Origin of the sequence: Actinomyces radicidentis, from assembly GCF_001553565.1 — a bacterium.
Taxonomy (GTDB): domain Bacteria; phylum Actinomycetota; class Actinomycetes; order Actinomycetales; family Actinomycetaceae; genus Actinomyces; species Actinomyces radicidentis.
Genome location: NZ_CP014228.1, coordinates 478,107 through 503,627, shown reverse-complemented (window position 1 = coordinate 503,627; position 25,521 = coordinate 478,107). Strand labels below are relative to the sequence as shown.

General features: G+C 67.7%; 18 protein-coding genes and 5 pseudogenes. 9 read left to right on the top strand and 14 right to left on the bottom strand.

Annotated features, from left to right (window positions below):
- Positions 1-295: 295 nt before the first annotated feature.
- From AXF14_RS02125 to AXF14_RS13040, 3 genes and pseudogenes are all read left to right on the top strand, one after another.
- Positions 296-1,483: pseudogene (locus AXF14_RS02125) on the top strand (ISL3 family transposase); the annotation flags it as partial.
- 300 nt (positions 1,484-1,783) lie between these two features.
- Entirely contained in the window at positions 1,784-2,857 is a 1,074-nt protein-coding gene (locus tag AXF14_RS02120) for an IS110 family RNA-guided transposase (RefSeq protein WP_067938828.1), read from the top strand.
- Between the two features lie 429 nt (positions 2,858-3,286).
- Positions 3,287-3,763, top strand: a pseudogene (locus tag AXF14_RS13040) (DDE-type integrase/transposase/recombinase); the annotation flags it as partial.
- A gap of 39 nt (positions 3,764-3,802) precedes the next feature.
- Here the strand turns inward: AXF14_RS13040 and AXF14_RS02110 are convergent.
- The 8 genes from AXF14_RS02110 to AXF14_RS02075 all read right to left on the bottom strand — a co-directional run bounded on the left by AXF14_RS02110 (position 3,803) and on the right by AXF14_RS02075 (position 13,273).
- Positions 3,803-5,143: a hypothetical protein gene (locus AXF14_RS02110; protein ID WP_067940318.1), complete on the bottom strand. Its 1,341-nt coding sequence runs from the start codon at positions 5,141-5,143 to the stop codon at positions 3,803-3,805.
- Positions 5,136-6,386, bottom strand: coding sequence for an MFS transporter (locus AXF14_RS02105; RefSeq protein WP_067940315.1), 1,251 nt, complete (start codon positions 6,384-6,386; stop codon positions 5,136-5,138). The genes AXF14_RS02110 and AXF14_RS02105 overlap by 8 nt, the downstream gene beginning before the upstream one ends.
- Positions 6,387-6,431: 45 nt before the next feature.
- Positions 6,432-7,814 (bottom strand): aldehyde dehydrogenase family protein, encoded by a 1,383-nt coding sequence (locus tag AXF14_RS02100; protein ID WP_067940311.1) that lies wholly within the window; start codon positions 7,812-7,814, stop codon positions 6,432-6,434.
- Complete coding sequence (locus tag AXF14_RS02095; protein ID WP_236756149.1) at positions 7,811-8,905, bottom strand: thiamine pyrophosphate-dependent enzyme; 1,095 nt, start codon at positions 8,903-8,905, stop codon at positions 7,811-7,813. The genes AXF14_RS02100 and AXF14_RS02095 overlap by 4 nt, the downstream gene beginning before the upstream one ends.
- Positions 8,905-9,945, bottom strand: a complete 1,041-nt coding sequence (locus tag AXF14_RS02090; RefSeq protein ID WP_150118392.1) for a hypothetical protein — start codon at positions 9,943-9,945, stop codon at positions 8,905-8,907. The genes AXF14_RS02095 and AXF14_RS02090 overlap by 1 nt, the downstream gene beginning before the upstream one ends.
- A 14-nt stretch (positions 9,946-9,959) precedes the next feature.
- Positions 9,960-10,817: an isocitrate lyase/phosphoenolpyruvate mutase family protein gene (locus AXF14_RS02085; protein ID WP_067940293.1), complete on the bottom strand. Its 858-nt coding sequence runs from the start codon at positions 10,815-10,817 to the stop codon at positions 9,960-9,962.
- 69 nt (positions 10,818-10,886) lie between these two features.
- The gene (locus AXF14_RS02080) at positions 10,887-12,065 is read right to left on the bottom strand and encodes an ATP-grasp domain-containing protein (RefSeq protein ID WP_067940289.1); all 1,179 of its coding nucleotides are present in this window, start codon (positions 12,063-12,065) and stop codon (positions 10,887-10,889) included.
- Positions 12,062-13,273, bottom strand: coding sequence for an ATP-grasp domain-containing protein (locus AXF14_RS02075; protein WP_150118391.1), 1,212 nt, complete (start codon positions 13,271-13,273; stop codon positions 12,062-12,064). Before AXF14_RS02075 ends, AXF14_RS02080 begins: the two co-directional genes overlap by 4 nt.
- 448 nt (positions 13,274-13,721) lie before the next feature.
- Here AXF14_RS02075 and AXF14_RS13035 point away from each other — a divergent pair, with 448 nt between their 5' ends.
- Positions 13,722-14,156 carry a hypothetical protein gene (locus AXF14_RS13035; RefSeq protein WP_150118390.1) on the top strand — a complete coding sequence of 145 codons (435 nt, stop codon included), beginning with the start codon at positions 13,722-13,724 and terminating at the stop codon, positions 14,154-14,156.
- Here AXF14_RS13035 and AXF14_RS02060 read toward each other — a convergent pair.
- Together AXF14_RS02060 and AXF14_RS13490 are read right to left on the bottom strand one after the other, a co-directional pair.
- Positions 14,153-15,593 (bottom strand): annotated as a pseudogene (locus AXF14_RS02060) (IS256 family transposase). The gene AXF14_RS13035 and the pseudogene AXF14_RS02060 overlap by 4 nt on opposite strands.
- Positions 15,594-15,620: 27 nt before the next feature.
- Entirely contained in the window at positions 15,621-16,007 is a 387-nt protein-coding gene (locus AXF14_RS13490; protein ID WP_150118389.1) for a transposase, read from the bottom strand.
- Between the two features lie 558 nt (positions 16,008-16,565).
- Here AXF14_RS13490 and AXF14_RS02045 point away from each other — a divergent pair.
- The 4 genes from AXF14_RS02045 (at position 16,566) to menD (ending at position 21,257) form a co-directional block, all read left to right on the top strand.
- Positions 16,566-17,162: a hypothetical protein gene (locus AXF14_RS02045; protein ID WP_067940274.1), complete on the top strand. Its 597-nt coding sequence runs from the start codon at positions 16,566-16,568 to the stop codon at positions 17,160-17,162.
- Complete coding sequence (gene argF / locus AXF14_RS02040; RefSeq protein WP_084355280.1) at positions 17,159-18,205, top strand: ornithine carbamoyltransferase; 1,047 nt, start codon at positions 17,159-17,161, stop codon at positions 18,203-18,205. Before AXF14_RS02045 ends, argF begins: the two co-directional genes overlap by 4 nt.
- Positions 18,206-18,348: 143 nt before the next feature.
- Positions 18,349-19,449, top strand: coding sequence for an o-succinylbenzoate synthase (locus AXF14_RS02035; protein ID WP_067943913.1), 1,101 nt, complete (start codon positions 18,349-18,351; stop codon positions 19,447-19,449).
- The gene (gene menD / locus AXF14_RS02030) at positions 19,446-21,257 is read left to right on the top strand and encodes a 2-succinyl-5-enolpyruvyl-6-hydroxy-3-cyclohexene-1-carboxylic-acid synthase (RefSeq protein ID WP_067940271.1); all 1,812 of its coding nucleotides are present in this window, start codon (positions 19,446-19,448) and stop codon (positions 21,255-21,257) included. The genes AXF14_RS02035 and menD overlap by 4 nt, the downstream gene beginning before the upstream one ends.
- Positions 21,258-21,384: 127 nt before the next feature.
- On the opposite strand, the pseudogene AXF14_RS02025 reads toward menD, so the two are convergent.
- From AXF14_RS02025 to AXF14_RS02010, 4 genes and pseudogenes are all read right to left on the bottom strand, one after another.
- Positions 21,385-22,730 (bottom strand): annotated as a pseudogene (locus AXF14_RS02025) (ISL3 family transposase).
- Positions 22,731-22,929: 199 nt separating this feature from the next.
- Entirely contained in the window at positions 22,930-23,430 is a 501-nt protein-coding gene (locus tag AXF14_RS02020; protein ID WP_067940268.1) for a hypothetical protein, read from the bottom strand.
- 159 nt (positions 23,431-23,589) lie between these two features.
- Positions 23,590-24,099: a hypothetical protein gene (locus AXF14_RS02015; RefSeq protein WP_067940265.1), complete on the bottom strand. Its 510-nt coding sequence runs from the start codon at positions 24,097-24,099 to the stop codon at positions 23,590-23,592.
- A 160-nt stretch (positions 24,100-24,259) separates the two neighbouring features.
- Positions 24,260-24,457 carry a hypothetical protein gene (locus AXF14_RS02010; RefSeq protein WP_067940262.1) on the bottom strand — a complete coding sequence of 66 codons (198 nt, stop codon included), beginning with the start codon at positions 24,455-24,457 and terminating at the stop codon, positions 24,260-24,262.
- 142 nt (positions 24,458-24,599) lie between these two features.
- Between AXF14_RS02010 and AXF14_RS13030 the strand changes: the two are divergent.
- A pseudogene (locus AXF14_RS13030) lies at positions 24,600-25,483 on the top strand (transposase); the annotation flags it as partial.
- Positions 25,484-25,521 lie beyond the last annotated feature (38 nt).

The following is a 25,521-nucleotide window of genomic DNA, read 5'->3' as shown; positions in this document are numbered from 1 at the left end:
CGAGGACAAGGAGGACGGGTTCGGGGCCCGTGCCGATCTTTACCACGCTGACCAGCGCCGGGTGCAGCATCGCCCCTTCTACCTTCTACGCCGCCAGGTCCCGGCCGCCCAGCGCCCGGTCGCTGTCGGACGCCGTGGTCGACGGGAGAATCGCGGCTCTGCGGGCGTCCAACGCCCTCAACGGGCTCTTCACGAACGAGGGTGTAGTCGGTTGAGCGCGTCGGTGGCCGGGTAGGGGTCGAGGTCTCCCGGATGATGGAAGTTCTTCACGCTCGCCATCCCGAAAGACCTCGACGTGCTCCACCCTACTTTCGCGACCCCTGACCTGACCGTGTTCTGCCGCCTCGACGAGCTCGGCCTCGTCGCCGTCGGCCAGCTGATCGAGCCGGATCGGGCCACGATCGAATGCCGCGTCGTCGAGGACGACCCGTGGTGTCGGAAGTGCGGTGTCGAGGGCGTGCCGCGGGACACGGTCACGCGTCGACTGGCGCACGAGCCGTTCGGGCACCGGCCGACGACCCTGCTGGTGCGGGTGCGCCGGTACCGGTGCGGACACTGCCGGCGCACGTGGCGCCAGGACATGACGCGGGCAGCGGCGCCGCGTGCGAAGATCTCCCGCGGCGGCCTGGAGTGGGCGCTGGGGGGCATCGTCATCGACCACCTCACCGTCACCGGCGTCGCCGCAGGTCTCGGGGTGTCCTGGAGTGCCGCGAACGCCGCCGTCCTCACGGAAGGCAAGCGGCGCCTGGTCGACGACCCCGCCCGGTTCGACGGGGTCACCACGATCGGTGTCGACGAGCACGTCTGGCGACACACGAGGCTGGGCGACAAGTACGTCACCGTGATCATCGACCTCACGCCCGCGAGGAACAAGACCGGGCCGGCCAGGCTGCTGGACATGGTCGAGGGCCGCTCCAAGGCGGTGTTCAAGCAGTGGCTCGCCGCCCGCCCTGCGGACTGGGCGAAGCGGATCGAGGTGGTCGCGATGGACGGCTTCGCCGGGTTCAAGACCGCTGCCGCCGAGGAACTCCCCGACGCCGTCCCCGTCATGGACCCGTTCCACGTGGTCCGCCTCGCCGGCGACGCGCTGGATGTCTGCCGGCGTCGGGTCCAGCAAGACACCACCGGTCACCGCGGGCTCAAGGGCGACCCGCTCTACAAAGCCCGCCGCACCCTGCACACCGGGGCGAGCCTGCTCACCGACCGGCAGCGGGCACGCCTGGACGCAGTGTTCGCAAGCGAGGAGCACGTCGAGGTCGAGGCGACCTGGGGCATCTACCAGCGCATCGTCGCGGCCTACCGGGAGCCCGACAAGAACAAAGCGAAGGCGATGATGCAGGAGGTGATCGCTGCGATCAGCAGCGGCGTTCCCGCGGCGCTCGTCGAGGTCCGCAAGCTCGGCCGGACCATGAAGCAGCGGGCGGGCGACGTGCTCGCGTTCTTCGACCGCCCCGGCACCAGCAACGGTCCCACGGAGGCGATCTGTGAGTCTGGAATCGGCCGGTCTGGGACTGGCTGGTCATGATGGATGTCGGCCGTGTCGACCGGGGTGTGACTCTCGAAGCAATTGGCCCGCTTGCGGTGTCTTTCCGTTGAATTGTCCGCCCGGGTCGGCGCGGCCGGCGCCGTCCGGCCCACCTCGGTGGCCTCATCAGGAGACTGCCCGACCCCTGCGGGGTCGTGGCCCATCACAGATTCGCCCCGACGTGACCTCTTCCCGGACCGGTGCCGGCCGCTCAGCGACCGTGACCCTGTCGGTTTGAAGAGAGGAGCGTCGATCGCCATGGCTATCGTCGCGCATGCCCGCCCGTTCGTCATCGGCGTGGATACCCACGCCCGCAACCACGCCATCTCGATCCTGGCCTGCCCCACCGGTGAGATCGTCGATGAGGCCCAGTTCCCCGCCACCGCAGCGGGTCTGTCACGAGCCGTGTCCTGGGGCGGACGACGCACCGGCGGCGACGCCGGCGTGCTCTGGGTGATCGAGGGCACCGGAACCTACGGGGCACGCCTGGCGCGCGCCGCATCGGATGCTGGATACGCGGTCGTCGAGGCCCCGCGCATGAACGCCCGCGCGAACCGCGGCATCGGCAAGTCCGACCCGTTGGACGCCCGCCGCATCGCCGCCGCAGCGCTCCCGCTCCAGGACACGCAGCTGCGCGAACCGCGCGCTGACGACGGTATCCGCGCCGCCGTCAAGGTGCTGCTGGCATCTCGTGATCACATGAGCACCGAGCGCACCGCGACGATCAACGCGCTCACCGCGCTGCTGCGAGTGGTCGACCTCGGAATCGACGCCCGCCGCCCGCTCACCGCGACGCAGATCGTCACGATCGCGGCATGGAGAACACGCGACGAAAACCTCGCCACCGCTACAGCCCGAGGCGAAGCCACCCGTCTCGCCAAGCGCGTCGCCGCACTCGACACTGAACTCAAGGACATCACCAAGCGGATCACCGATCTCGTCCGCCAGAGCCCTGCAGGCACGCTCCTTGACCAGCCCGGAATCGGGCCGGTCACCGCCGCCGTCGCGTTGACCGCCTGGTCGCATCTGGGTCGCATCAGATCCGAGGCCGCGTTCGCCAGCCTCGCCGGTGTCAGCCCGATCCCCGCGTCCTCGGGCAACACCGTCCGGCACCGCATCAACCGCGGCGGTGACCGACGCCTGAACCGCGCCCTCCACATGGCCATCGTCACCCGCATGCGCATGGACCCCCGCACCCGCGCCTACGTCGAGCGCCGCACCGCCGAAGGACGCAGCCTCCGCGAGATTCGTCGCTGCCTCAAGCGATACCTCGCCCGTGAGATCTACCGACACCTCAACACCGCAGCCCGGGCCCAGCTCAAGACGACTTGACAGACATAGGAGATTCAACGGGCGACTCGAACACCTCCGCGGCTCCGCCCTCGGCTTCCGCAACCTCACCCACTACATCGCTCGGTCGCTGCTCGAAGCCGGAGGGTTCAGACCCGCGCTACACCCTCGTTCGTGAAGAGCCCCTCAACGAGGCTCTCGGGTCGAGGAAGACGTGGCGGCTGCTCAATGCAGAAGACCGCTCCTGCCCGGTTGCCCGGTGCACCGTAGAGCGCAGGATGAAGGCCCTCGATCTGACGGGTATCGGTCCGGGACGCTCGATCCGCACCACCCGCCCGGCCAGGTGCAGCCAGCAGCCCACCGACCTGCTTCGCCGCGACTTCACCGCCTCCGCGCCGAACGAGCGGTGGGTCGTGGACTTTCCCCCACTTCGTGGAAGGTGCCCCCTCCTAGGCCCGTACGTGGAGCGGGTTCTGCTACACCGCCTTCGTCATGGACCTCGACTCGCGGGCCATCGTGGGCTGCGCCGCCTCGACCGTCATGGACACCGACTTCGTCCTGGGCGCTCTCGAGCAGGCCGTCTGGTCGCGCGGGGCCCGCACGGGCCGGAGCCTGCACGGGTTCGTGCAACACAGCGACCACGGGTCGCAGTACTTGTCCATTCGCTACTCCGAGCGGCTCATCGAGGAGGGCATCGAAGCCTCCACGGGCGCCGTGGGCTCTTCTTACGACAACGCCGCCGCCGAGGCGCCCAGCAAGTCCTACAAGCGCGAGGTCATCTGGCCCCGCTCCTGGCCCGGCCGCGACGAGGTCGAGAAGGCCACCGCAGGGTGGGTGTCCTGGTACAACACTACGCGAGCGCACAGGTACAACCCCGACGACATGGCCCCCACCGCCGTCGAGGCACTCTACGATCAGCACTGCGTCGGCCAACCGGCCGCCGCCTGACAACACAGCCTCCACCAAACGTGGGACGATCCATTCTGCCTACTCGGCCACGAGCATCAGGCCGCCCACCGCGGCATCCTGGGGAGGCTCCTGCTCCCCTCTAAAGAGGGACCGCATGGGTCCCGGATACCCGAACCGCATGGCTCGCGCGGAAGCCGGGATGACGTCACCCCACACGTGGAAAGCTTCCGATTGAACCTGCCACATCGATTCCGAACCGTCCTTGTTTGGGAATGCCTCCGCCAACGGGTGCACTAACTCCTGAGCGACATAGCCTCCGGCCGGAGGGGTGGCGATGAGCGTCTCCCACTCCGCTCGGTCCAGGTCGCGGCCGTAGACGATGCCCTTGCCGGAACTACTCACGCACGGCTTGAGGATGGTCTCCTGCTGGGCCACCCGCAACCAGTCCAGTCCCTTCTCGTCGCAGCCGAACGTCTCACCCCTGCTGACGATGACCGAGCGCGGCAGCATCCGCGCAACCACTTCCCGCTCGTCGGCACCCAACGAAGGCTGAACTAGATCGCTCTGAAGCAGCGCCAGGCTCCGCTTGTCGCTGATGCTGGTGGAGCTCAGCGGCAGCACCATCGGGACGTCCACGGCATCCAATTCCCGCAGCAGGTGGCTCCAATGCTCGAGCTCGGCAACAGATGCGGTGAGTTCGCGTCCCTGGAACACGCGGTAGGCCAACGCGAAGGGGCGTCCCTGGCATGTGGCCTGGCCGCCACGAACCTCGACGTCGCCGAGGGAACCGCTGAACGTCTCCACCCCATGCGAACTTAGCAAGGCAGCGAGGAAATCGTGGACCTGATGAGAGACCGCGTAGCTGTCCGGGTGGTCCAGGAGCACCATCGGTCCGGCCTGCACCTCGGGGAAGGTGGCCAGCAGCGCAGAGCCGAGACTCTGTGCCGGATCGATGAAACTCAGGCCAGCCTCCTTGACGTGCTCGGCGAACCTCTGATCGCGCAGATAGGCATCCATCAGCAGCCGACTGTCCAGTGCACCCACTGCCGAACTCGAATTGACCTCGAGCAGTTTGAAGCCGGATGCGTCCTGGAAGAGGTCGCAGCGACCGATCTTACCGAGCATGTCCTCGCGATGGCCGATGCCGATCAGGTCCTGCTTGGCCTGGTCATAGCCTAGGAGGGTCCAGAAGCGGCGGATGTCACCGTCCGCCAAGATCTGGGGCAGCTTCACCAGCGCCGCCATGACTGTGGCGATGTCATGCGTGAGTGCCGTCAACGTCTGTTGGTCGACGATGGCAGGACGCCCCATCTGGTAAGTCCCGGAGTGCGCGTGCACACGCTCGATGTCACCCCCATCTGCGATGGTGCGGATATCACCCAGCCATGGTCCACGCCAATGTCCATCGTACTCAGCCACGGTGGTCCTCTTCCTCGTCGTTGACGTAGGTTTCCCCCGCCGGAACGGCGCGCCGCACAGCCAGCCCCATCAGTCGGCCCGCTAGAACGAGGGTGGCGGCGAGAATCCACCAACCAGCAAGGCTTGGGGCGGAGACAAGCATGCCGAAGACCGCCGGGCCCAACATGAGGCTGAGGTCCATTCCGGAGTTGAACGCTCCCTGGTACTCGCCCAACCGGTCCTCCGGGGCCAGCTCGAAGGCGAGTTCCCAACTTGCCGCAGATTGCCAGACCTCGCCGACGAGGTGGAGCAGCGCGGCCACCACGATCACCGCGGCCTGGAGCAGGGCACTGCCCTTGCTTGAGTACACCAGCAGGAGCGAGGCGCTTGCCAGGGCCACGCCAGTCGCCAAGCAGGCGCGTGCGGCATCACGCGGGGTCTTGACGAACTTACTGATTGGAACCTGTAGCAGCACCACGCCGACCGTGTTGATGAGCACCACGACGGAGATCAGGTAGCTGGGTGCCGAGGTACGCCCGCTGATCCACAGCGGGAACGCGACCCCGAGCAGCGGCACATGGACCATGAGAACGGCGTTCAAACCCACCACGATAAGGAACCTGAGGTTGCGCTGCACCGGCAGAGACTGCGCACTGGGCTGCGTGGCGACGGCGCTCTCCTTCTTGGGGCCAGCTTTGGTTCCTCCAGCATGGGGAAGGGTCACCGACGCTGTGAGTAAGGCGCCCAGGAGATATCCCACCGGCACCATGCCCATAGCGGTCCCCACCGCCAAGCCGGAGCCGAAGCCAAGGGCGATACCGCCCAGGGCAGCTCCCACAGCCATCGCGGCGTTGGCCACCGACCGCACCTTCGCTCGATAGGTGACCAACCGTTCGCGGCCAACCAGGGCAGCCATAAACGGGCCCCGGACAGCAGCGCCGCCGCGTCCTGCGATGGCCCCCAGCCCCACCACAACGCCGAGCAGCCATACCGACGACGACACCAGGTAGCCCGCCGCGGTCATCGCCTGGAGAACGCCGAAGGCTGGCATCAGACGCCGCAGGTTGCGGCCGTCGGACCACTTGCCCAAGGCCACCCCTGCAAACAGTCCCAGCACGGCACCGCAGGTTAGTACGAAACCGAAGTGCGCCGGCGAGATCCCCAGGTTCTTCGTGACAAAGACAGCCTGCACGGTGAGCATCAAGCCGGTGCCCAGATTGTTCAGGAAGGTCGACGCCAAGTACCTCATCTCGCTGGAGAACATGCGGCGCCCCGAGGGGTTCGGACGGTGGCCGTGGTGGCATCCACCTCAGCGGACATCGAGGCTGACCAACCTTTCAAACTGGAAGAACTCGGTCATGCGGGCAATCCCCTCTTTCACGCCCATGCCGGAATCCCCGATGCCACCGAAGGGCGTCACCTCGAGTCTCCAGCCGGGCACTTCGTTAATGTTGACCGATCCGGTCCGCATGCACCGCGACACCTGGGTGGCCTTTGAAAGGCTTTCGGTGAACACACCGCAGGACAGGCCGTAGGGGCCTGCGTTGGCTACCTCGATCGCCTCGTCGACATCCCGCACCCGGATCACCGGAGCGATTGGGGCGAACACCTCCGAGTCCACAAGGGTCATGCCCAGACGGCAATGATCGACCAGCATAGGCACGAGTTGTGCGCCGTGGCGTTCGCCGCCAGACACCAGCCTCGCGCCCATGTCGACTGCAGCCGAGACTGCGGCTGCCGCCGCGCTCGCCGCGGTCTCGTCGATGACCGTTCCGATCCGCGTGGCCGGGTCCAGCGGATCGCCACAAGTCCAGTCCGCGAGCCCAGTGACCATCGCATCGACGAGTGCGTCGGCCATGTCGTCCACGACCACCACTCGTTTCACCGCAGTGCACCGCTGCCCTGAGTTGGCCAAGGCACCGCGCAGGACGGTCTGTGCGGTCCGCGCGATGTCGGTGGTGTCGAGGACGATGGCCGAGTCGATGCTACCCAGCTCGAGGGACATACGCCTGGGGCCAGCCTGGTACCCGAGCATCCGGCCGACGCGGGTGCTGCCGGTGAAGGCCAGACTGGTGATCTCATCGCAGCCGAGGGCTGCCCCGACGACCACCTCCGGATCCCCGGTGACCACCTGGACCTGTTGCTGAGGCAACCCGGCTGCGCGCAGCAGGTTCACGAATCTGATCGCAGTCAAGGGCGTCTTCTCGCTGGGCTTGAGAACCACCCGGGCCCCCGCCGCGATGGCGGGGACGAGTTTGTGCACCACCTGGTTGAGCGGGTGGTTGAACGGCGTCACGACCAAGGCCACACCGGGCATCGGGCCGCGGAAGGAGCAGCACACCCGATCGGCGTGACCACGCGCGACATCTGAAGTCCAGGTCTCTCCCCGCTCGGTCACGGCGACGACTGCACCCCACTCGATTACCTCCAGGGCTCGTGACACCTCGTGCCGGGTGTCATGGAGAGACAACCCAGACTCCTGGGAGATGAGGCGGGCCCAGTCCTCGGCCTCCTGCTCGATCAGCCGCGCGACGCGGCGGAGGCACGCCGCGCGCTCGTGGGCCAGCAAGTCGACCTGGGAACTCATACAGAACGAGACCACGTCGCGAACCTCATCGGCCCCCATACTGGGCACGGTGCCGACTATCTCGCCGGTCCAAGGATTGAGGACGTCGGTCCGTGCTTGGGTCATCGTCGAGCCACCTCGGTCTGCAGGCGGGTGAACATGTCGTTCATCCGGATCAGGGTCGAGGCACGCGGGACGTCGTTACAGACATCGTCATTGGTGCGCGCCACGATCAGCGTCGCACCGGCGCCCTCCACAGCGGCGCGGAGTGCCTCTGCGAGGTCCACCGCGTTGCTGACGTCCGCGCAGTGGTCATATTGATAGGCTTGGGCCAGCTGGTGCCACTGCGGCACCATCGGTAGCGCCTGGGAGCCGGTCGAGGCATAGGTGCCGTTGTCGACCACCACGTGCACGACGTGCAGCCCAGCACGGCCGACCAACGACATCGCGCCGGGGTGCATGGCGAGGGCGCCGTCGCCATCCAGGATGACGACGGGTTGCCCGCTGGCCGCTGCGAAACCGGCGGCCAGGGCCGGGACATGGCCCATGGAACCTTGCATATAGAAGTTTGTGGGCAGATCGCCGAAGCTGGCGAGATAGCGGGACGAGAATCCCGTCGTCGCAAAGGTCGCCACCTCCGGTGGCCTGACCTCAGCGACCACGCGAGCCACGTCCATGGCGGACATTGGTCGTCTCGCACGCTCATCGTCGCGGACCGGCGACGCTGCCTCCCAGACCAGCATGCCCTTGGGCACCAGAAGGAAGCGCGGTTTCGGCTGGGTGCCGTGGAGCAGTTCGTCCATCTGATCGGCGTAGCAAGCAGCGTCCATCACCTGCACCATGGCACCGGTCTCGCGAAGGATTCCCTCAGTCGCGCCACCCATAACCACGTGCTGCGCCTCGTCGGACTCCGGCGTCGGGTAGCCGCGCAGGCTCACCAGCGAGAAGACGGGCACGTCGCACGGCAGGGCCAGCGAGGTGAGAGCGTTTATCAAATTCCCCACGCCGCTGTTCTGGCTGATGACCCCGGTCGGGCGACCCGCCAAGTGTCCGCCGACAGCCCAGGCGTAGGCCAGGCCCTCGTGGGGCGCCGGGAGGTACTTCAGCTCCGGGGCGTGGAACAACCCCTTGAAAGTGGAGCATGGAACCCCGGTGAAACGAGTCATGCCCAGTTCGACGAGCGTAGCGACGAACTGTTCGCCAGCAAGCTTCTCCATCACGCCACCCCTCCTGCCAGCGACTGTGCCAATGCGGAGATGTCCTCCCGGGAGCGGCTGTCGCACACCACGTCACCCAGCCCGAGTTGACTCATACGACGAGCGAAGGTGTCGGGATTGAGGAACGGCGGAACCACCCACGTGACCTCCGTCGCGACATCCCAGGAGTCGAGGAGATGACGGGCGCCCAGGGCGGCGGTCGGATCGCCGGGGATGAAGACGATGCGGCGCAGCGCCCGGGTGAAATCCTTAGTCTTCAGGATCTCCGGGATGTTGGCCCAGATGATGTCGCCACCCGCCTCTAGAACCGTGAGATCCGCGTCAGCACTCACCCGATCGAGCAGAGACCACAGTCGCGGACCGACGATCTCCCACTCCATGTAGGTAGACGGAAGCCCATTGTCGGGGAAATCCAAGACGGTCTTGGCACCGGCGTCGCGATACTCGGCTAGGTCCTCCAGACAGCCGGTACCGGCGATCTTAGCGCCCGCGACATGCGGGAGCTGACGGCTAAGCTCATGAACCAGGGCCCCCATGAACGTCGTCTTGCCGGTGTTGGTGCCACTAGCGCAGACCAGCACAAGTGGGCTGTGGAAGGTGGGCGTGGAGAGGGTTCGCGCACGTTCGATGGTGTTGAGCGGACCGTCCGCGTCGGCCAGCCGACCCAACAGACGCACGCGTGCCGTCGGCCCAAGGTAGTCGGGGGCTCGGTCGAGCAGGCCCACGATGCCTCCGTTCGAGAGGACGTTCATCTCGGTCTCCCGAGTCACTGCTAGGCCCTCAGACGGGATATGACCGCAGATGTAGTGACCGGATTCACGGTTGCCCAGAGGTGCGACGAAACAATCCCCGGCATAGAGCTTCTCGGAGCGCCCCGCGGGGTTCTCCATGTTGTTGTATGAACTCCCCAGAGCCACCACCTCGAAGAGGCAGACGTCGCCAAGCCGGACGGTTCCTGGCCGCTCCAGGCTCAGGCCATTTAGGGAGTCCAAGCGGGCGTTGGAGCCCAGGACCTTGACTGGTCCCTCAAATCCGCTCAAGCGGTGGACGCTACTCATGCGGGGGTTCCGTCGGCCAAGCGGCGCCACTCAGTCAGGTCCTGGCACTCGAAGATGTCGCTCACCGGCGCGATCTGCTCCTCGACGTCCAGCAGCGAACCGTGCTTGGAGAGAGTGGCGAAGACGTCCTGCATGGCGCGGACGGCCGCACGCATGCCCTGGTTGGCGAAGATGACAATGTCAGCGCCTGCCTCCTGGAGGTGGGGAGCCGAGTAGCGCGGGTAGGCCGTTGGCACGACCGCCACAGGGAGCTTGCGGCCCCAACAGGTGAGAGCCTCGCGTAGCTTCTCGGTGTGGGGGGCCTTGGCGTGGAACAGGAGGGCGTCGGCGCCCGCCTCACGGTAGGCCTCGGCACGGGCCAATAGTTCATCGACAGACTCGCCCGCGATAAAGCTCTCGGTGCGTGCCATCACGAAGAAAGAGTCCTCGCGCTGGGCGGACTTGGCGGCGACGATCTTCTGGACGAACTCGTCGGCACCCAGGATGGTGCGGCGCTGGTCCAGGAGGCTGTTCACCTTGGGGAACAGGTTGTCCTCCATACAGACGGCGGTGATGCCGGCATCCTCATAACTGCGGACCATATAAGCGACGTTCATCGAGTCGCCATAGCCGGAGTCACAATCGGCCAGTATCGGGATGTCGACGGCGGTCTGAGCCTGATGTGCTGCTTCGACGAACTGGTTCATACCCAGGAAACTCGCGTCGGGCACACCGTGGGAGGCGGAGACCTCCAGGCTGGAGGACCAGAGTGCCTGGAAGCCCGCTTGCTCGGCAAGGCGAGCGCTCAGAGCGTTATTGATCCCCATCAGGGTCAGGTGCTTGTACTTGGCTAGTGTGTCGCGGAAGTTAATCATCGAATGGTGACTCTCGTGTCGCAGTGGGATGGGCCAGCGAATGCTGGGAGTGGATGTGACGCGATGGCGTCACAAGTGCCAATGGAGCGACTCGAGGGTCGCCCGGAGTGCTGCGGAGGAGTCAGCGCGCACGATCATTCCTCCGACGGCGTCAACGGAGTGCTGCGGCGTGGAAGTGGTGCGCGGACGCGTCCACGTCGAGACGACCCACTCCGGGCGGGGGTCGCCCAATTCGGGCGCCGTGCTGGTGAACAGCATCCAACCGGCGGAGGTCTCCGGGGGCGGCGTGGCCTCTAGCGACCCACCGTAGCCAGCGGCGAAGAGGTAGCCCTCGCGAGCGATGTCGCGACCGGTCACCTCCCGCACTGCGGCGCGGATGCCACCTCCGCCCATTCGCGCGCCCACTTCGCCAGCGGTGAGGCCGCTGCCGTCGGGGTTCTCGAACAGCTCGAAGTGCAACATCGTCACGCCGTGTTTCGGGGGCATCGCGCCGACCAACTGCTCAACGCACTTGCGCGCCTGAGCATAGGTAGGATCGGTCCAGTCCAAGGTGTAGGAAGTATAGTTGTGCGTCGCGTAAGCGTGCGGCGGGGCGAGCGTGCGGGAAACCGAGAAGATCTTGATGTCCTTCTCCAGCAGCGTCACGTCGCAGTGGAGACCATCGCCAGGGACAAACTTCTCCCACATGAGTCGACCTGCGTGCAGTTCCTCTAGGAGGGGCGCGACTGCCTCAAAGACGTCGGCCTGTGCGGCTTCGGCAGGGATCACGACGAGGTCCTTGGCTCCCATGCCATCCAGCGGCTTGACTACGCCGCGACCGTGCTCGTGCGAGAGTGCGACGATGTCGTGCACGCAGCGGACCGGAGCTGCGGGAGCGGCGACGAGGCCCGCGTCGGCGAACAACTGCTTCATCACGAGCTTGTCACGGAAGGCTAAAGCCAGCTGGGCGGACATCCCGGGCAGGCCCAGCGCATCGCGGAGTTCCGCGACCCGCAAGACGTCCTGCTCGGCGTTGCTGACCACGTGGTCGGCCGCGATCTCGATAGCTGCGGCTCGCGCCACGACCATGGTCTCGGGAGAGAAGTAGTCGTCGGTCTCGACTACCTTCACCCCTTCTGCGTAAGAGCCCTTGCGGATCGAACCAGGCCCGGTGATGATAGCCAACCGCACCTGCGGATCGACCTCCCGCAGCCACTGGTCGATCGGCGACGACGAACCCGGCTGCTGCAGGATCAGGACGTTGGTCATGCGTAGACCAGCTTGAAGGACTCCGTGATGCGCGTGCCGTCGGCGATGACGTCGTCGGACTCGGACCGGTAGACGACGTAACCCGAGCCCACCGAGGAGTGACGGTAGCCGGAGGTGCGGCCTGCCTGGCAGGTGACAATAGCCTCCTCCACGCCGTCGAGGGCGGCGATTTCCTCAGCCGAGGTCCACTCGACCACGGGCTGCTCGGCCTCGGGCAGCATCACGCATGCGGTGACCAGGGACGTGACACCCGGCTTGGCAGAAGGGATCTCACGACGCAGAGTCGTAGCCACGAACGCGTCCCAGGCGTTCACGCCCAACTGGTGCTTCATCAGAGAGGAGACGCTGCCGCCGCCGGGACGGCCGGCGATCTCGCCCAGGACGAAGCCGTCGGGGGTCTCGAAGACCTCACAATGGGTGACGCCGTCGGTCACTCCAAGGGCAGCGACGGCACGGGCGCCCAGAGTCCGGACGGGCTCGAAAGCCGGGTCCTCGGGGTTGACGGTATGCGAACCCCGCAGACCGGGCTCTCGCCAGTTCATCGGAGGCGCGAAGTAGCGACCAACCATGTCATAGCAGATCCCGCCACGGGAGACGACAGCGTCGACGTGGTACTCTGCGATGACTTCCAACTTCTTCTCGACGAGGGCGTAGTAGTCGTCGTTGGTAACATAGGCCGGAGGGTTGGCCAGCACAGCCTCCCGCTCCTCCTCCGTAGTCACCGCGGTGATCTGGACGGCGCCAGTGCCGCGGGAGGGCTTGATGATCATAGGCAGCGAGCGGCTTGAGACGATCTCCCCGAAGTTGTCGACGCCGCGGACGGCCATGAAGTCGGCGACTGGCAGGTCGGCGGCGAGCCAAGAGCGCTTCATCAGGTACTTGTCCGTCAGGCGAGCACACTCCTCGAAGCCCGGGCCTTCTAGCCCGAAGTACGAACGGACGAAACCAGCCGGCTGCACGGCTCGCTCGGAGCCGCCGATGACACCGACGAAGTCGATGGTCTCCAGCAGTCGAGCGAACTCTGCGCGCACCGCGGTGAAGTCCTCGAGGGCCGGCACCGAAAAGACCGGCGAGAAGCCTGCGTCCTCATAGTCGTCACGGTACTTGTCCTCGGTAAAGATCACCATATGATAACGGAGATCCTCTGCCGCCTGCTTTTTCAAGCCAGAGACACGGTTAGTGGCGAAAACGACTAGGTTCTCATTCATTATATCCCCCTAAAGATAGGAATGAAAATGCGCAGGCAAAAGCGCACGGCAGCTATCGGCTGCAGCACCCCATCTGCGGAACAATGGAATTTCGCAGACCGGTGACGAACGACAACATGACAAACAGTCCCGTCAGGGTCACTTGAGGTGGGGCTCGCGCTCGCGTGACGTGGGACCGTCTCTCGTGGATCAGGGCGATCCGGGGGGGGCGATATCGGGAGGTTAGAGGCTACCGAAAGGCGTGTCAAGCATGCGACGAGACTCACGTGATGTGCCCGCGAAAGACTCGCGGTGCATCACGTAGCGAGTGCCCGCCAAACCCGTGCTGCTTGGGGTCGGCGGCGCAGGCTTGGGTATGGGGAGCAGGCTGTCGATGCAGGTCAGGGCTGAGATCACCCGCAAGTACGCCAAGGCGTACAGGAGGGCCTCAAAGTAGGACAAGGGGCGCATGCCGAGCGAGGTGTGCGCGGTGACCGGCTGGAGCCGCGACAACGCGCGCCGCCGGCTCACCGCCGCTGGCTCAGCGCCCGCCCGAGCCCGTGTTGCTCCCAGGCGCAGCGAGCGCAGGGCGCGTGCGCGCAAGTACTCCTACGATGCTCTGGTCGTGCTGCAGCGGGTGTGGGCGTCCTGCGGCTACCAGTGCGGTAAATACCTGGTCGTCTCGATGCCCGTGGTGCTCGATTTGCTCGAGGCCGCGGACGAGCTCGATGATGAGGCACGTGACGGCCCGCAGGTGCGCGGCGAGCTGGAGGCCATGAGCGCGGCGACCATCGACCGCTACCTCAAGCCCGCCCGAGAGCGCGCCAGGGTCGAGGCGCGGGGCCTGACGGCGACGAAGGCCGGGCGAGCCTGTCAAGTTTTCTGTGTAAGCGGATTGGTTTAGAGGTAGGGGTCGATGCGTTCGGGGTAGGCGGCGGCGAGCTGGGCCAGGGCCTGCTTCCAGCCGCTGGTGACGCGTCCCTGGACGAGTCGTGCCTTGGCGACGCGCTGGTGGGAGTTCTTGCCGGCGTCCTTGGCTCGGTCGGCGGCTCTCTTGTCCACGGGTGTCGCAGATCGCCAGGCACAGCAGCTTCACCGCCGCCTGGTCGGAGGGGAAGTGACCGCGGTTCTTGGTGACCTTGCGCAGCTGGTAGCTGCGCGACTCGATCGCGTTGGTAGAGGGGGCACCTCCCACGCAGTGGGGGAGAGATGACCCGGCGCAGCGCCGGCGGGAAGGCCAAGAACGGGATAAACCGCTCCCAGGCCCGCTTCCAGGAGGCCACCACCTGCGGGTGACGCGCACCGATCTGGCTGGCCTCAAGATCAGCCAGGGCCTGAGCGGCGGCCTTCTCGCTGGGCGCTGTGTAGACCGGCTTGAGGGCGGCGGCGACCTGCTTGCGCTCCCCGTAGGACACCAAGCGCATCGAGGAGCGGATCAGGTGCTACCCGCGCAGGTCTGGACTATGGAGTCGGGCCAGGTCGCCCAGGTCGCCTCCGAAAGGCCCGTGAGCCCGTCGCATTCCCCCGCGCGCTGCGCTCTCAAGCGGGAGGTGCCCCCCTCGACGATCATCATGTCGCTGATGCCGCGGCCCCGAGCTGGGCGCACACGCGCCGCCCGTCAAGGAGGCTCCCTCCTCGGCCTGGACCCAGATGCCCAGGACGTGCTTGATCCCGTCCATGTCCACTCCCACGGCGATGTGGGCCGCCCGGTTGGACACGCGGTGACTCTCACGGACCTTGATGCGGATCGCGTCGAGGAACACCACCGGGTAGAAGGCCTCCACAGGCCGCTCCTGCCACGCCAGGACCGCCTCGCACACGGCGTCGGTGATCTTTTCAGATCGTCGCCCAGGACAGCCCCCTCACCCAGGGTCTTGGCCAGGTGGCGGGCGATGTCGCGCACGGTCATGCCGCCGGCGTACAGGCTGATGATTCACACGCGTCCAGGCCGTCCATACGCCGCTGGCCCTTGCGCACCAGTCGCGGGGTGAAGGTGCCGGCGCGGTCCCTGGGGACCTCGATCCAGGAGGGACCAACCTCAGAATCCATCATCTTGGTGGTCGTGCCGTTGCGGGCGTTACCGCGGGCCACGGTGGTGGGCTCGCCCTTGTCGTAGCCCAGGTGATCGCTCATCTCGGCTTGCAGGCCCCGTCTCCAGGGCCTCCTTGAGCAGTTACGGCAGCAGTCCGTCGGCACCAGTGACCGGTACCGAGCCGGCGGTGACCTTGGCCAGGAGCTCGTCCAGGGCACCGGACTCGCGCAGGCGCCGGGCCACCTCAGCGCCCGAGAGCGCCTCACCGTTCGAGGCGTCGGCACCCGTCGTCGGAGTCGTTGTCGTCATCGTGCAGTCCTTCCAGACGGAGAGGGCTTACACAGAAGATTGAACAGCCCCGACCCTGGCGCGCTCTCGGGCGGGCTTGAGGTAGCGGTCGATGGTCGCCGCGCTCATGGCCTCCAGCTCGCCGCGCACCTGCGGGCCGTCACGTGCCTCATCATCGAGCTCGTCCGCGGCCTCGAGCAAATCGAGCACCACGGGCATCGAGACGACCAGGTATTTACCGCACTGGTAGCCGCAGGACGCCCACACCCGCTGCAGCACGACCAGAGCATCGTAGGAGTACTTGCGCGCACGCGCCCTGCGCTCGCTGCGCCTGGGAGCAACACGGGCTCGGGCGGGCGCTGAGCCAGCGGCGGTGAGCCGGCGGCGCGCGTTGTCGCGGCTCCAGCCGGTCACCGCGCACACCTCGCTCGGCATGCGCCCCTTGTCCTACTTTGAGGCCCTCCTGTACGCCTTGGCGTACTTGCGGGTGATCTCAGCCCTGACCTGCATCGACAGCCTGCTCCCCATACCCAAGCCTGCGCCGCCGACCCCAAGCAGCACGGGTTTGGCGGGCACTCGCTACGTGATGCACCGCGAGTCTTTCGCGGGCACATCACGTGAGTCTCGTCGAAGGATTGACTCCGTCGGGCTCGGGTGTTATGTTATCCTCAGGTAGTTAGGGATGGAATAGTTCCCCCGAACGTCAATTTGTGGAGGCCCCGTTTCGTGTGAGCGGGGTTTCTTCGCCTCGAATGTCGAGCCGCGGTCGTACGGAGCTCGCCCATCGCTGAGGACGACGGAGTCGGGATCGCGATGTTTCTTGCCTACATCGACGAGGTCGGGGAGCCCGGAGCATTCATCTCGCCAGATCATCCCAGGTTTCGAACCGGCCCCGGATTCGGGTATGTGGGTTTCGCCATCCCTGAAGACGCTGCACGAGAGATCAGAGCGAGGTTCCAGTGGCAGAAGGCGACACTCTTTCCCTAGGAGATCGTGAAGACGGAGCATCTGGGACGCTGGGAGAAGAAGGTCGCCGATGTCTTCAGGGAGCAGAACGTTATCCGATTCCCCCAACAGCTCAGGGTCTTCAACGCACTCGTGGGGGCAGTTCGACGACGTCGGGGCTCTTTAGTCTACTACGTCGACGAGAAGCCCTTGGGTACACCCAAGCAGACGCGACTCGTCCCCGCGAAGCGTGAGACAGACGCGATGTCCGAAACCTTGAACCGGCTGGCGCGGCATGCGGATGATCCCGGACAGAACCTCATGTTCATGCTGGACCAGATTAACGAGAAGGCCCGCGTAGATCGACTGCCTCGTATGTACGGGCACATCTACGCACGCTCAAGCAAACACCCTGAGACCATTCAGGACCGCGTCCGGCCGCTCTTTCCCGTTCCCGGAGGGCAGTTCGTGGCCGAGAGCATCGATTCAGACGTGGCACGTAAAATGAGGGGCATTGCTGAGTCCTCCCATTACCGCGAGCGGTGGCGGCTCGCACGGCATGGCCTGCCCCGGCACGCCGCCTCCGTCGCGCGCCGCGCTCTGGATACGATGTGCCCGGACCGCCGACCGAGAGGATACCCATGAGCAACCCACCCACCGACTACCAGCTCCCCGCGCCCGACGCCGCCGTTCTGGAGGCCCTCAAGGGGCGCTCCTTCCTACGCGAGCTCGACTTCACCCCGCAGGAGTGGATGACCCTTGTCGAGCTCGCCGCCGCCCTCAAGGCGGACAAGAAGGCCGGCCGCGAGACCCAGCGCCTGGTGGGCAAGAACATCGCCCTCATCTTCGAGAAGACCTCGACACGTACCCGCTGCTCCTTCGAGGTCGGCGCCGCGGACCAGGGCGCCCACACCACCTACCTCGACCCCTCCGGCTCCCAGATCGGGCACAAGGAGTCCGTCGCGGACACGGCCCGGGTGCTGGGCCGCATGTTCGACGGCATCGAGTACCGCGGCGACGACCAGTCCAAGGTCGCCCAGCTCGCCGAGCTCTCCGGAGTCCCCGTCTGGAACGGCCTCACCGACGACTGGCACCCCACGCAGGTGCTCTGCGACACCCTCACCATGATCGAGCACGCCGGCAAGCCGGCCGCCGAGATCTCCTACGCCTACGTCGGCGACGCCCGCTTCAACACGGGCCGCTCCCTCCTCGTCACCGGCGCCCTCATGGGAGCCGACGTCCGCATCGTGGCACCGCGCGAGCTGTGGCCCGACGAGGAGTGCGTCGGTGAGGCCCACCGCGTCGCCGAGACCACCGGCGCCACCGTCACCCTCACCGAGGACGTCGCCGAGGGCGTGAAGGGCGTCGACTTCGTCCACACCGACATCTGGGTCTCCATGGGCGAGCCCAAGGAGGTCTGGGACGAGCGCATCGCGCTGCTCAAGCCCTACCAGGTCAACGCCTCCCTCATGGAGAAGGCGGGCGCGCAGGCGAAGTTCATGCACTGCCTGCCCGCCTACCACGACCGCGACACCGTCATCGGTGAGCAGCTCTTCGAGTCCACCGGCATGGAGGGCATCGAGGTCACCGACGACGTCTTCGAGTCCGAGCGCTCCATCGTCTTCGACCAGGCCGAGAACCGTATGCACACCATCAAGGCCGTCATGGTGGCGACCCTGGGCGAGTGACCACCTCCAACCCCCTCGACCGCAGCACCCCGGCCTCCCCGGCGCCCGGCCACCGCGCCGGCGCCGGGGAGGCCGCCGCGCGCCCCGCCGAGCACGCCGACGGTCCCAAGGACGCGCCCGGGACCGACGTCGGCGAGCTCGACCTGGCGGCCCTGCGTCCCCTCGACCCCACCGGACTCCTCGAGGACGTCGACCGCGCCGTCGTCTGGGAGACGGCCATGCGCACGCGCTTCCGAGGCCTCACCCGCCGTGAGGGCCTCCTCCTCCACGGCCCCGCCGGCTGGGGCGAGGTCGCCCCGTTCTGGACGTACGACGCCGCCGCCTCCGCACCCTGGCTCGCCGCCGGCCTCGAGGCCGCCACGCGCGACGACGCCGACCTGCCCGCCCACCGCGACTCGGTCCCCGTCAACGTCACGGTCCCCGAGGTCGACGCCGAGCGCGCCCGCGAGATCGTCCTCGCATCCGGTGCCACGACCGCCAAGGTCAAGATCGCCGGCTACCGCCTGGGCACGGACGCCGCAGCAGGCTCCGGCCGCGGCGAGGAGGGTGCCGCCCGGGCCCGCGACCTGGCGCGCCTCGAGGCCGTCCGCGACGCCCTCGGCCCCGGTGGCCGCGTGCGCGTCGACGTCAACGGCGCCTGGGACCTGGACACGGCGCTCGCCCTCCTGCCCGAGGTCGACCGCGCCGCCGGCGGCCTCGAGTACGCCGAGCAGCCCGTCATGGACGTCGAGGACCTCGCGGCGCTCCGCCGCGCCGTCGACGTTCCCCTCGCCGCCGACGAGTCGATCCGGCTCAGCCACGATCCCCTCGCCGTCCGTCGCCTGGCCGCGGCCGACGTCGCCGTCCTCAAGGTCGCCCCGCTCGGCGGCGTCCGGCGCGCGCTCGCGCTCGCCGAGGCGCTCGGCCTTCCTGCCGTCGTCTCCTCCGCGCTGGACTCCAGCGTGGGCGTCGGGAGGGGTGCCCAGCTCGCCGCCGCGCTGCCCGTCCTCGACCACGCCTGCGGCCTCGGCACCGTCGCGCTCGCGGTCGACGACGTGCGCGACGAGCCCGCGCTCCCGGTGGACGGCGCGCTCGCCGTCGGCCGGTGGGAGCCCCAGCCCGGCGCCCTCGCGCGCGTCACCGCCTCCTCGGAGACCGCCGCCCGCTGGACCGAGCGCCTCAGCGGGATGCTCGCCGCCCTCGCGGAGCGCCGCTCCCGCGAGCCCACCGACCCCGCTGCCGCCCTCGCCGGAGTATTTCTGTGACCAGCACCGTCCCGTCCTCCATCGCCACCGCCCGCGACGTCGTCACGGCCCTCGTCTCCGGGGGCGTCCGCCTCGTGCTCCTCGCCCCCGGGTCCCGCTCGGCCCCCTTCGTCCCCGTCCTCGCCGAGGCGGAGGAGCGCGGTCTCCTCGCCGTGCGCGTCCTGCTCGACGAGCGCAGCGCCGGCTTCGCCGCCGTGGGCGCCGGACGCGCCGCGCTCCTCGCCGGGGAGCGCCGTCCCACCGCCGTCATCACCACGTCCGGCACCGCCGTCGGGAACCTCCATCCGGCCGTCCTCGAGGCCGACGCCGCCGGCGTCCCGCTCCTCATCGTGTCCGCCGACCGCCCGCACGAGCTCGTCGGCACCGGTGCCAACCAGACGACCCAGCAGGCCGGGCTCTTCTCACCCGCCCTGCGCGCCACCGTCGACCTGCCCGCGGACCTTCCCGTCGACCTCGGCGGGGCCGCCGGCCGCAGCGCCGTCACCGGCCTCGTCCGTCGGGCCGTCGACGCCGCGACGGGCCGGCTGTCGAACGATCCGGGGCCCGCGCAGGTCAACGTGCGCCTGCGTCCGCCGCTCGCCCCGGCCGCGGGGGAGGACCTGCCCGCCCTGCTCGACGGCGTTGAGAGCCGGACCAAGATCCGGCTCGCCGGACGCGTCACGGGTGGAGCCGGTCGCTTCGCCGACGCGGAGGCCGGCGCCTCCGCGAGTGACTCACCGGCACCGACCGCGGCCCCCTCGCCGGCCCGCGACGAGCGCGGCGTCATCGTCGTCGGCGACTGCCCGGAGCCCCTCGGGGCGCTCGCCGCCCGCCTCGCCCGGGACCTCGGCTGGCCCCTCCTCGCCGAGCCCAGCTCGGGCGCCCGCCACGCCGCCGGCGCCCTGCCCCGCTACGCCGAGCTCCTCGGCACCTCCGACGGCGCCGGGCTCACGGCCCGTACCGAGCACGTCCTCGTCCTCGGGCACCCCAGCCTCACCCGCCCCGTCAGCACCCTCCTCGCGCGCGACGACGTTCCCGTCGACGTCCTCGTGCACACCGCCCGCTGGACGGACACGGCCGGCACCGCTGCGCGCGTCCTGCCCGTCACCCTGGGCGTCACGACCTCTGAGGACGTCATCGGGGCGCTCGGCCTCGCCGCCGCACCGGCCGCCTGGGCGGGGGAGTGGGAAGACGCCGTTGCCGCCCTCACGGTCGCCCCCGCTCTCCTCCCCGAGGACGCCGCCGCTCCCTCCGCGCTCACCGCGGACGCCGCGGCCCTCGCCGTCTGGCGTGCGAGCGCAGCGGCCGCCGAGAGCCCCGCGGACCCGGCGGACCCTGCGGGGGCCCCGCCCCTGCTCGTCCTCGGCTCCTCGATGCCGATCCGGCGCCTCGACCGCCTCGCCCCCGCCGGCGACGGAGCCCCCGTCGCCGCCCTCGCCAACCGGGGCCTGGCCGGCATCGACGGCACCATCGCCACCGCGCTGGGAGCCCACCTCGCCTCGGGACGGCCCGTGCGCGCTCTCGTCGGCGACCTCACGTACCTCCACGACGCCATGAGCCTGTCCCGGGGACGGCTCGAGTCCGAGCCCGACCTCCAGGTGGTCGTCCTCGACGACGCCGGCGGCGGCATCTTCTCCACGCTGGAGTACCCGGCGGTCACGCCGGCCCCCGTCATGGAGCGCTACTTCTCCACCCCGCAGGTCGCCGACGCCGGAGCCCTCGCCGAGGCCCTCGGAGCGCGGGTGGAGCGGCCGACGGACCCCGCCGCCCTCGACGCCCTCCTCGCCGAGCCCGTCCGCGGTCTCTCCGTCGTCCACGTCCGCCTCTGAGAGCGCCCCGGTCCGGGCTCGAGGCTCCGCTCCGACTGCCCCTCGCCCGCCCGCACCGCGAACACCGGTCCCGCGCGTCGCCCCGAGGCGAGCAGACTCACATGCCAGGCTCAGGTTTCACGGCTCTTCACAATTCGGGGTGTAGGTGTGGTCTGAATCGGCCGGTTTCGAGGTGTGCGCGGGCGATGTAGTTGGTGAGGTTGCGGAAGCCCAGGGCCAGGCCACGCAGGTGCTCGAGGCGACCGTTCACGGCTTCGGTAGGTCCGTTGCTCGTGCGCGGCCGGTCGAAGTAGGCCAGGACGTCGCAGGCGCGTCTGGTCAGGGTGGGGCCGAGCTTGCGCAGTTCTACCAACGTCTCAGGCACACCCTCGGCGAGGGCGTCGATCACGGAGCTCATCTCGACGCGGCCGGCTGCCCGGTCGGGGTGACGGTAGGCGCAGATCATGCGCTGGTAGATCCCCCAGGTGCACTCGACGTGCACGTGCCGGTCCCCAGCGAAGAGCTTGTCAAGGCGCTCGTGCTGGCGGTCGGTGAGCAGGTCAGCCCCGGTGTGCAGGGTCCGCCGCGCGGTGTAGAGCGGGTCGCCCTTGCGTCCGCGGTGTCCGTGCAGTTCCTGCTGGACTCGGCGGCGGCACTCATCGAGAGCGTCCCCGGCCAACCGGATGACGTGGAAGGGATCCATAACCGTCACGGCGTGCGGCAGCTCCTCGGTGGTGGCGGTCTTGAAGCCCGCGAACCCATCCATGGCCACGACCTCGATCCCATCGCGCCAAGCCTGGTCCCGCTCGGCCAGCCAGTCCTTGAACGCCTTCTTCGACCGACCTTCGACCACGTCCAGCAGGCGTGAGGGCCCGGTGCCGTCCCGGACCGGGGTGAGGTCGATGATCACGGTGACGTACTTGTCGCCGTGACGGGTGTGCCGCCACACAGAGGGGGCACCTCCCGCTTGAGAGCGCAGCGTGCGGGGGAATCATCGACGCCGAGCACATGGACGCCGTCGAAACGCCGCGGATCGTTGATCAGGACCCGCTTGCCCTCGGCCAGGACGGCGTCGTTGGCGGTGTGCCACGACACTGCCAGCCCTTCGGCGATCCGGGCTACGGTCAGATGCGCGACCAGGAGTCCTTCCAACGCCCACCGCAACGCCCCTCGGGACAACTTCGCCCGCGGCTCGGCGGCTCCGCTCATGTCCTGACGCCACACGTGCCCGCACTCGCCGCAGCGGTAGCGACGCACGGTGACGAGCAAGATGGTGGGTCGCCAGCCGAACGGCTCGTGCGCCAGACGACGCACCACGGTGCCACGTGGTGTTCCCTGGCAGCCGCACCGCCGCCACCACTGGTCCGGCTCAACGACCCGGCAGGCCGACACGGCCCGCTTCGGCTCGATCTGTTGGCCGACGACCTCCAGGCCGAGCTCGTCGAGGCGGGTGAACGTGGTCAGGTTGGGGCGCGTGAAGGTAGCGTCAGGCACGTCGAGGTCTTCCGGATGGTGAGTGTGAGAACTTCCATCTTCGGGAGGCCTCGACCCTCATCCGCGGACCGACGCGCCGCCGTGATCACCCCGCCTCTACACCCTCAAATGTGATGATCCGGGTTAGCGGAGGCAGTAGCGCTGCCACTAGAACGAGTGTCGTGACGATTCGATGTGTGCGAGGCTTGTTCAACATCGTCTACTCTTCTTTGATCCGGTTGCCGTCTTCGTCAATGTAGTAGCCTTCATCGTCAATTTCCTGAAAACTCAAACGACCGTCTTGAATCTCCTCAGCGAAGTGCTCGTGCGTCATCAGCCGCACTTGACGGCCGCGCTTCATCATCTCCTCGTGGTTGAGGGTGGTGTCCCAGGGCTTGTCGAGCGTTATGATGACGACCACGTAGAAGATCCAGGTCACCAGGGTGAGGGTGAGTATCGAGGTGGGCACCAACAGCCTAGCAGCCACGAAGCCTGCTACGGCTGGGCAGAAGAGCGATATGACAGTAAGGGTCGCCCCTTCGGGGTCCTGACTCCGCTTGGCTCGCATGATCAGTCGCGAGGCCGTCGCGTCGAGAACCTCCCGTATGACTGCGGCCACGATCGCGAATGCAACCGTGCGATCGACGGTCAGGCCTGCCTGGGTCAGTGCCGACCAGATCCCGGTGACGATGCCAAGTCCGACTCCATTGAGCAAAGCCATGAAGGCTCTCCCGGAAGCCAGTGCCCAGAGCGGGATCGCTGGGCGCCAGCGTGGTGAGTGTGCGTTAGAGGGGGCTGATGCGCGAGCGTTGCTGTCCATGGCTCTATCTTCCTACGATTCCGTCTCGGATTCCCACCCTCATCCCGGGTGACCTAGGAGTCAGCGGAAGCAGGCCTTGACTACGCTATCGATGCCCAGCAAGGATCCGAGCACAGTCGCAGCCTCCCCGCCGATCTGGGTTGCGGCGACTCCACTGCGGATAGCACGGAGGATTCCCGAGACGCCTCCCCACAGTGCGCGAGCCTTCCTGATCCAGGAGATGATCTTCGCTACCGGGATGCCGTACTGGATGACGAGTCCCGCAACTTCGAGAGCGCACTTACCTGCGTTGAACGCAGCGGTGTTGCCGGAGGTGACCGAGGTAGATGTGACGACGGTGAGGCCTCCAAGCGCCGCCGTCAGTCGGCGCTCGTAGTTTGGGGCGGTGGCCGGGTCGGCGTTCTTGAGGTCCTCGGGCAGGGCCTCAAGGGCAGCCTGAATCTCATTGAGCTGACGATCCTCGTCCGAAATGGCAAGGACCGGCGCGGCGGTCGCCGACGCCGCGAGGCCGAGCATGGTGCCACCGGCACCAACGGCGGTGGAGAGCTGCAAAAACTTCCTGCGATCCATGATGAATCCTCCTTGATCATCTGGTTAGGTCTGGGATTTTATTTCCCGTAACCACCCTAAAATCCTGGCTGCGTGAACCGTAAGACTGATCTTCGTCAGGGTTGCGTGTGCCGGGCCGTTACACAGGCCGGACGTTCTGCTCCGGTGGCGCCTCTGTCGTTCATCGAGGGGACGATCCGTCGTCTCCCTCTGGTTCGGGGATCTTCCCGTACAGCCAGTAGAGCGGCCGGAAGGAGACCAGTGCCGTCGTGCAGAACACGAGGACTGTGGGCAGGGGCTCCACCAGCAGGACGGCGATGAGCGCCATGGCAGATGCCTGCACGACGAGTTCCAGCGCCCCGCCGAGGAGCTTGCCCACATGCGACTTGGAGACGATATCGGGCTCATCACATTTGAGGGTGTAGAGGCGGGGTGATCACGGCGGCGCGTCGGTCCGCGGATGAGGGTCGAGGCCTCCCGAAGATGGAAGTTCTCACACTCACCATCCGGAAGACCTCGACGTGCCTGACGCTACCTTCACGCGCCCCAACCTGACCACGTTCACCCGCCTCGACGAGCTCGGCCTGGAGGTCGTCGGCCAACAGATCGAGCCGAAGCGGGCCGTGTCGGCCTGCCGGGTCGTTGAGCCGGACCAGTGGTGGCGGCGGTGCGGCTGCCAGGGAACACCACGTGGCACCGTGGTGCGTCGTCTGGCGCACGAGCCGTTCGGCTGGCGACCCACCATCTTGCTCGTCACCGTGCGTCGCTACCGCTGCGGCGAGTGCGGGCACGTGTGGCGTCAGGACATGAGCGGAGCCGCCGAGCCGCGGGCGAAGTTGTCCCGAGGGGCGTTGCGGTGGGCGTTGGAAGGACTCCTGGTCGCGCATCTGACCGTAGCCCGGATCGCCGAAGGGCTGGCAGTGTCGTGGCACACCGCCGTCGCCCGACGCCACCACCGTCATGGACCCGTTCCACGTCGTCAGGCTCGCCGGTGACGCCCTCGACCGGTGCCGGCGCCGGACCCAGCAAGAACTCCACGGCCACCGCGGCCGCGCTCAGGACCCCCCTTGTACCGGGCACGGCCCACCCTCCACACCGGAGCCGACCTCCTCACCCCCCCCGACAACAAGCCCGCCTCGACGCCTTGCTCACCGGCGACGACCACGTGCAGCTGGAGGCCACCTACGGCGCCTACCAGCAGCTGGTCGCCGCCTACCGCGACCCCGACCGAGCCAACGGCCGCGCCCGCATGGAGGCACTCATCGCCAGCATCAGCACCGCGGTCCCCGGCGCCCTACGTCAGGTCACCGCCCTCGGACGCACCCTGAACAAACGCGCCACCGACGTGCTGGCCTACTTCGACCCACCCGGCACGTCCAACGGCCCTACCGAAGCCCTGAACGGGCTCTTCACGAACGAGGGTGTAGCGCGGGTCTGAACCCT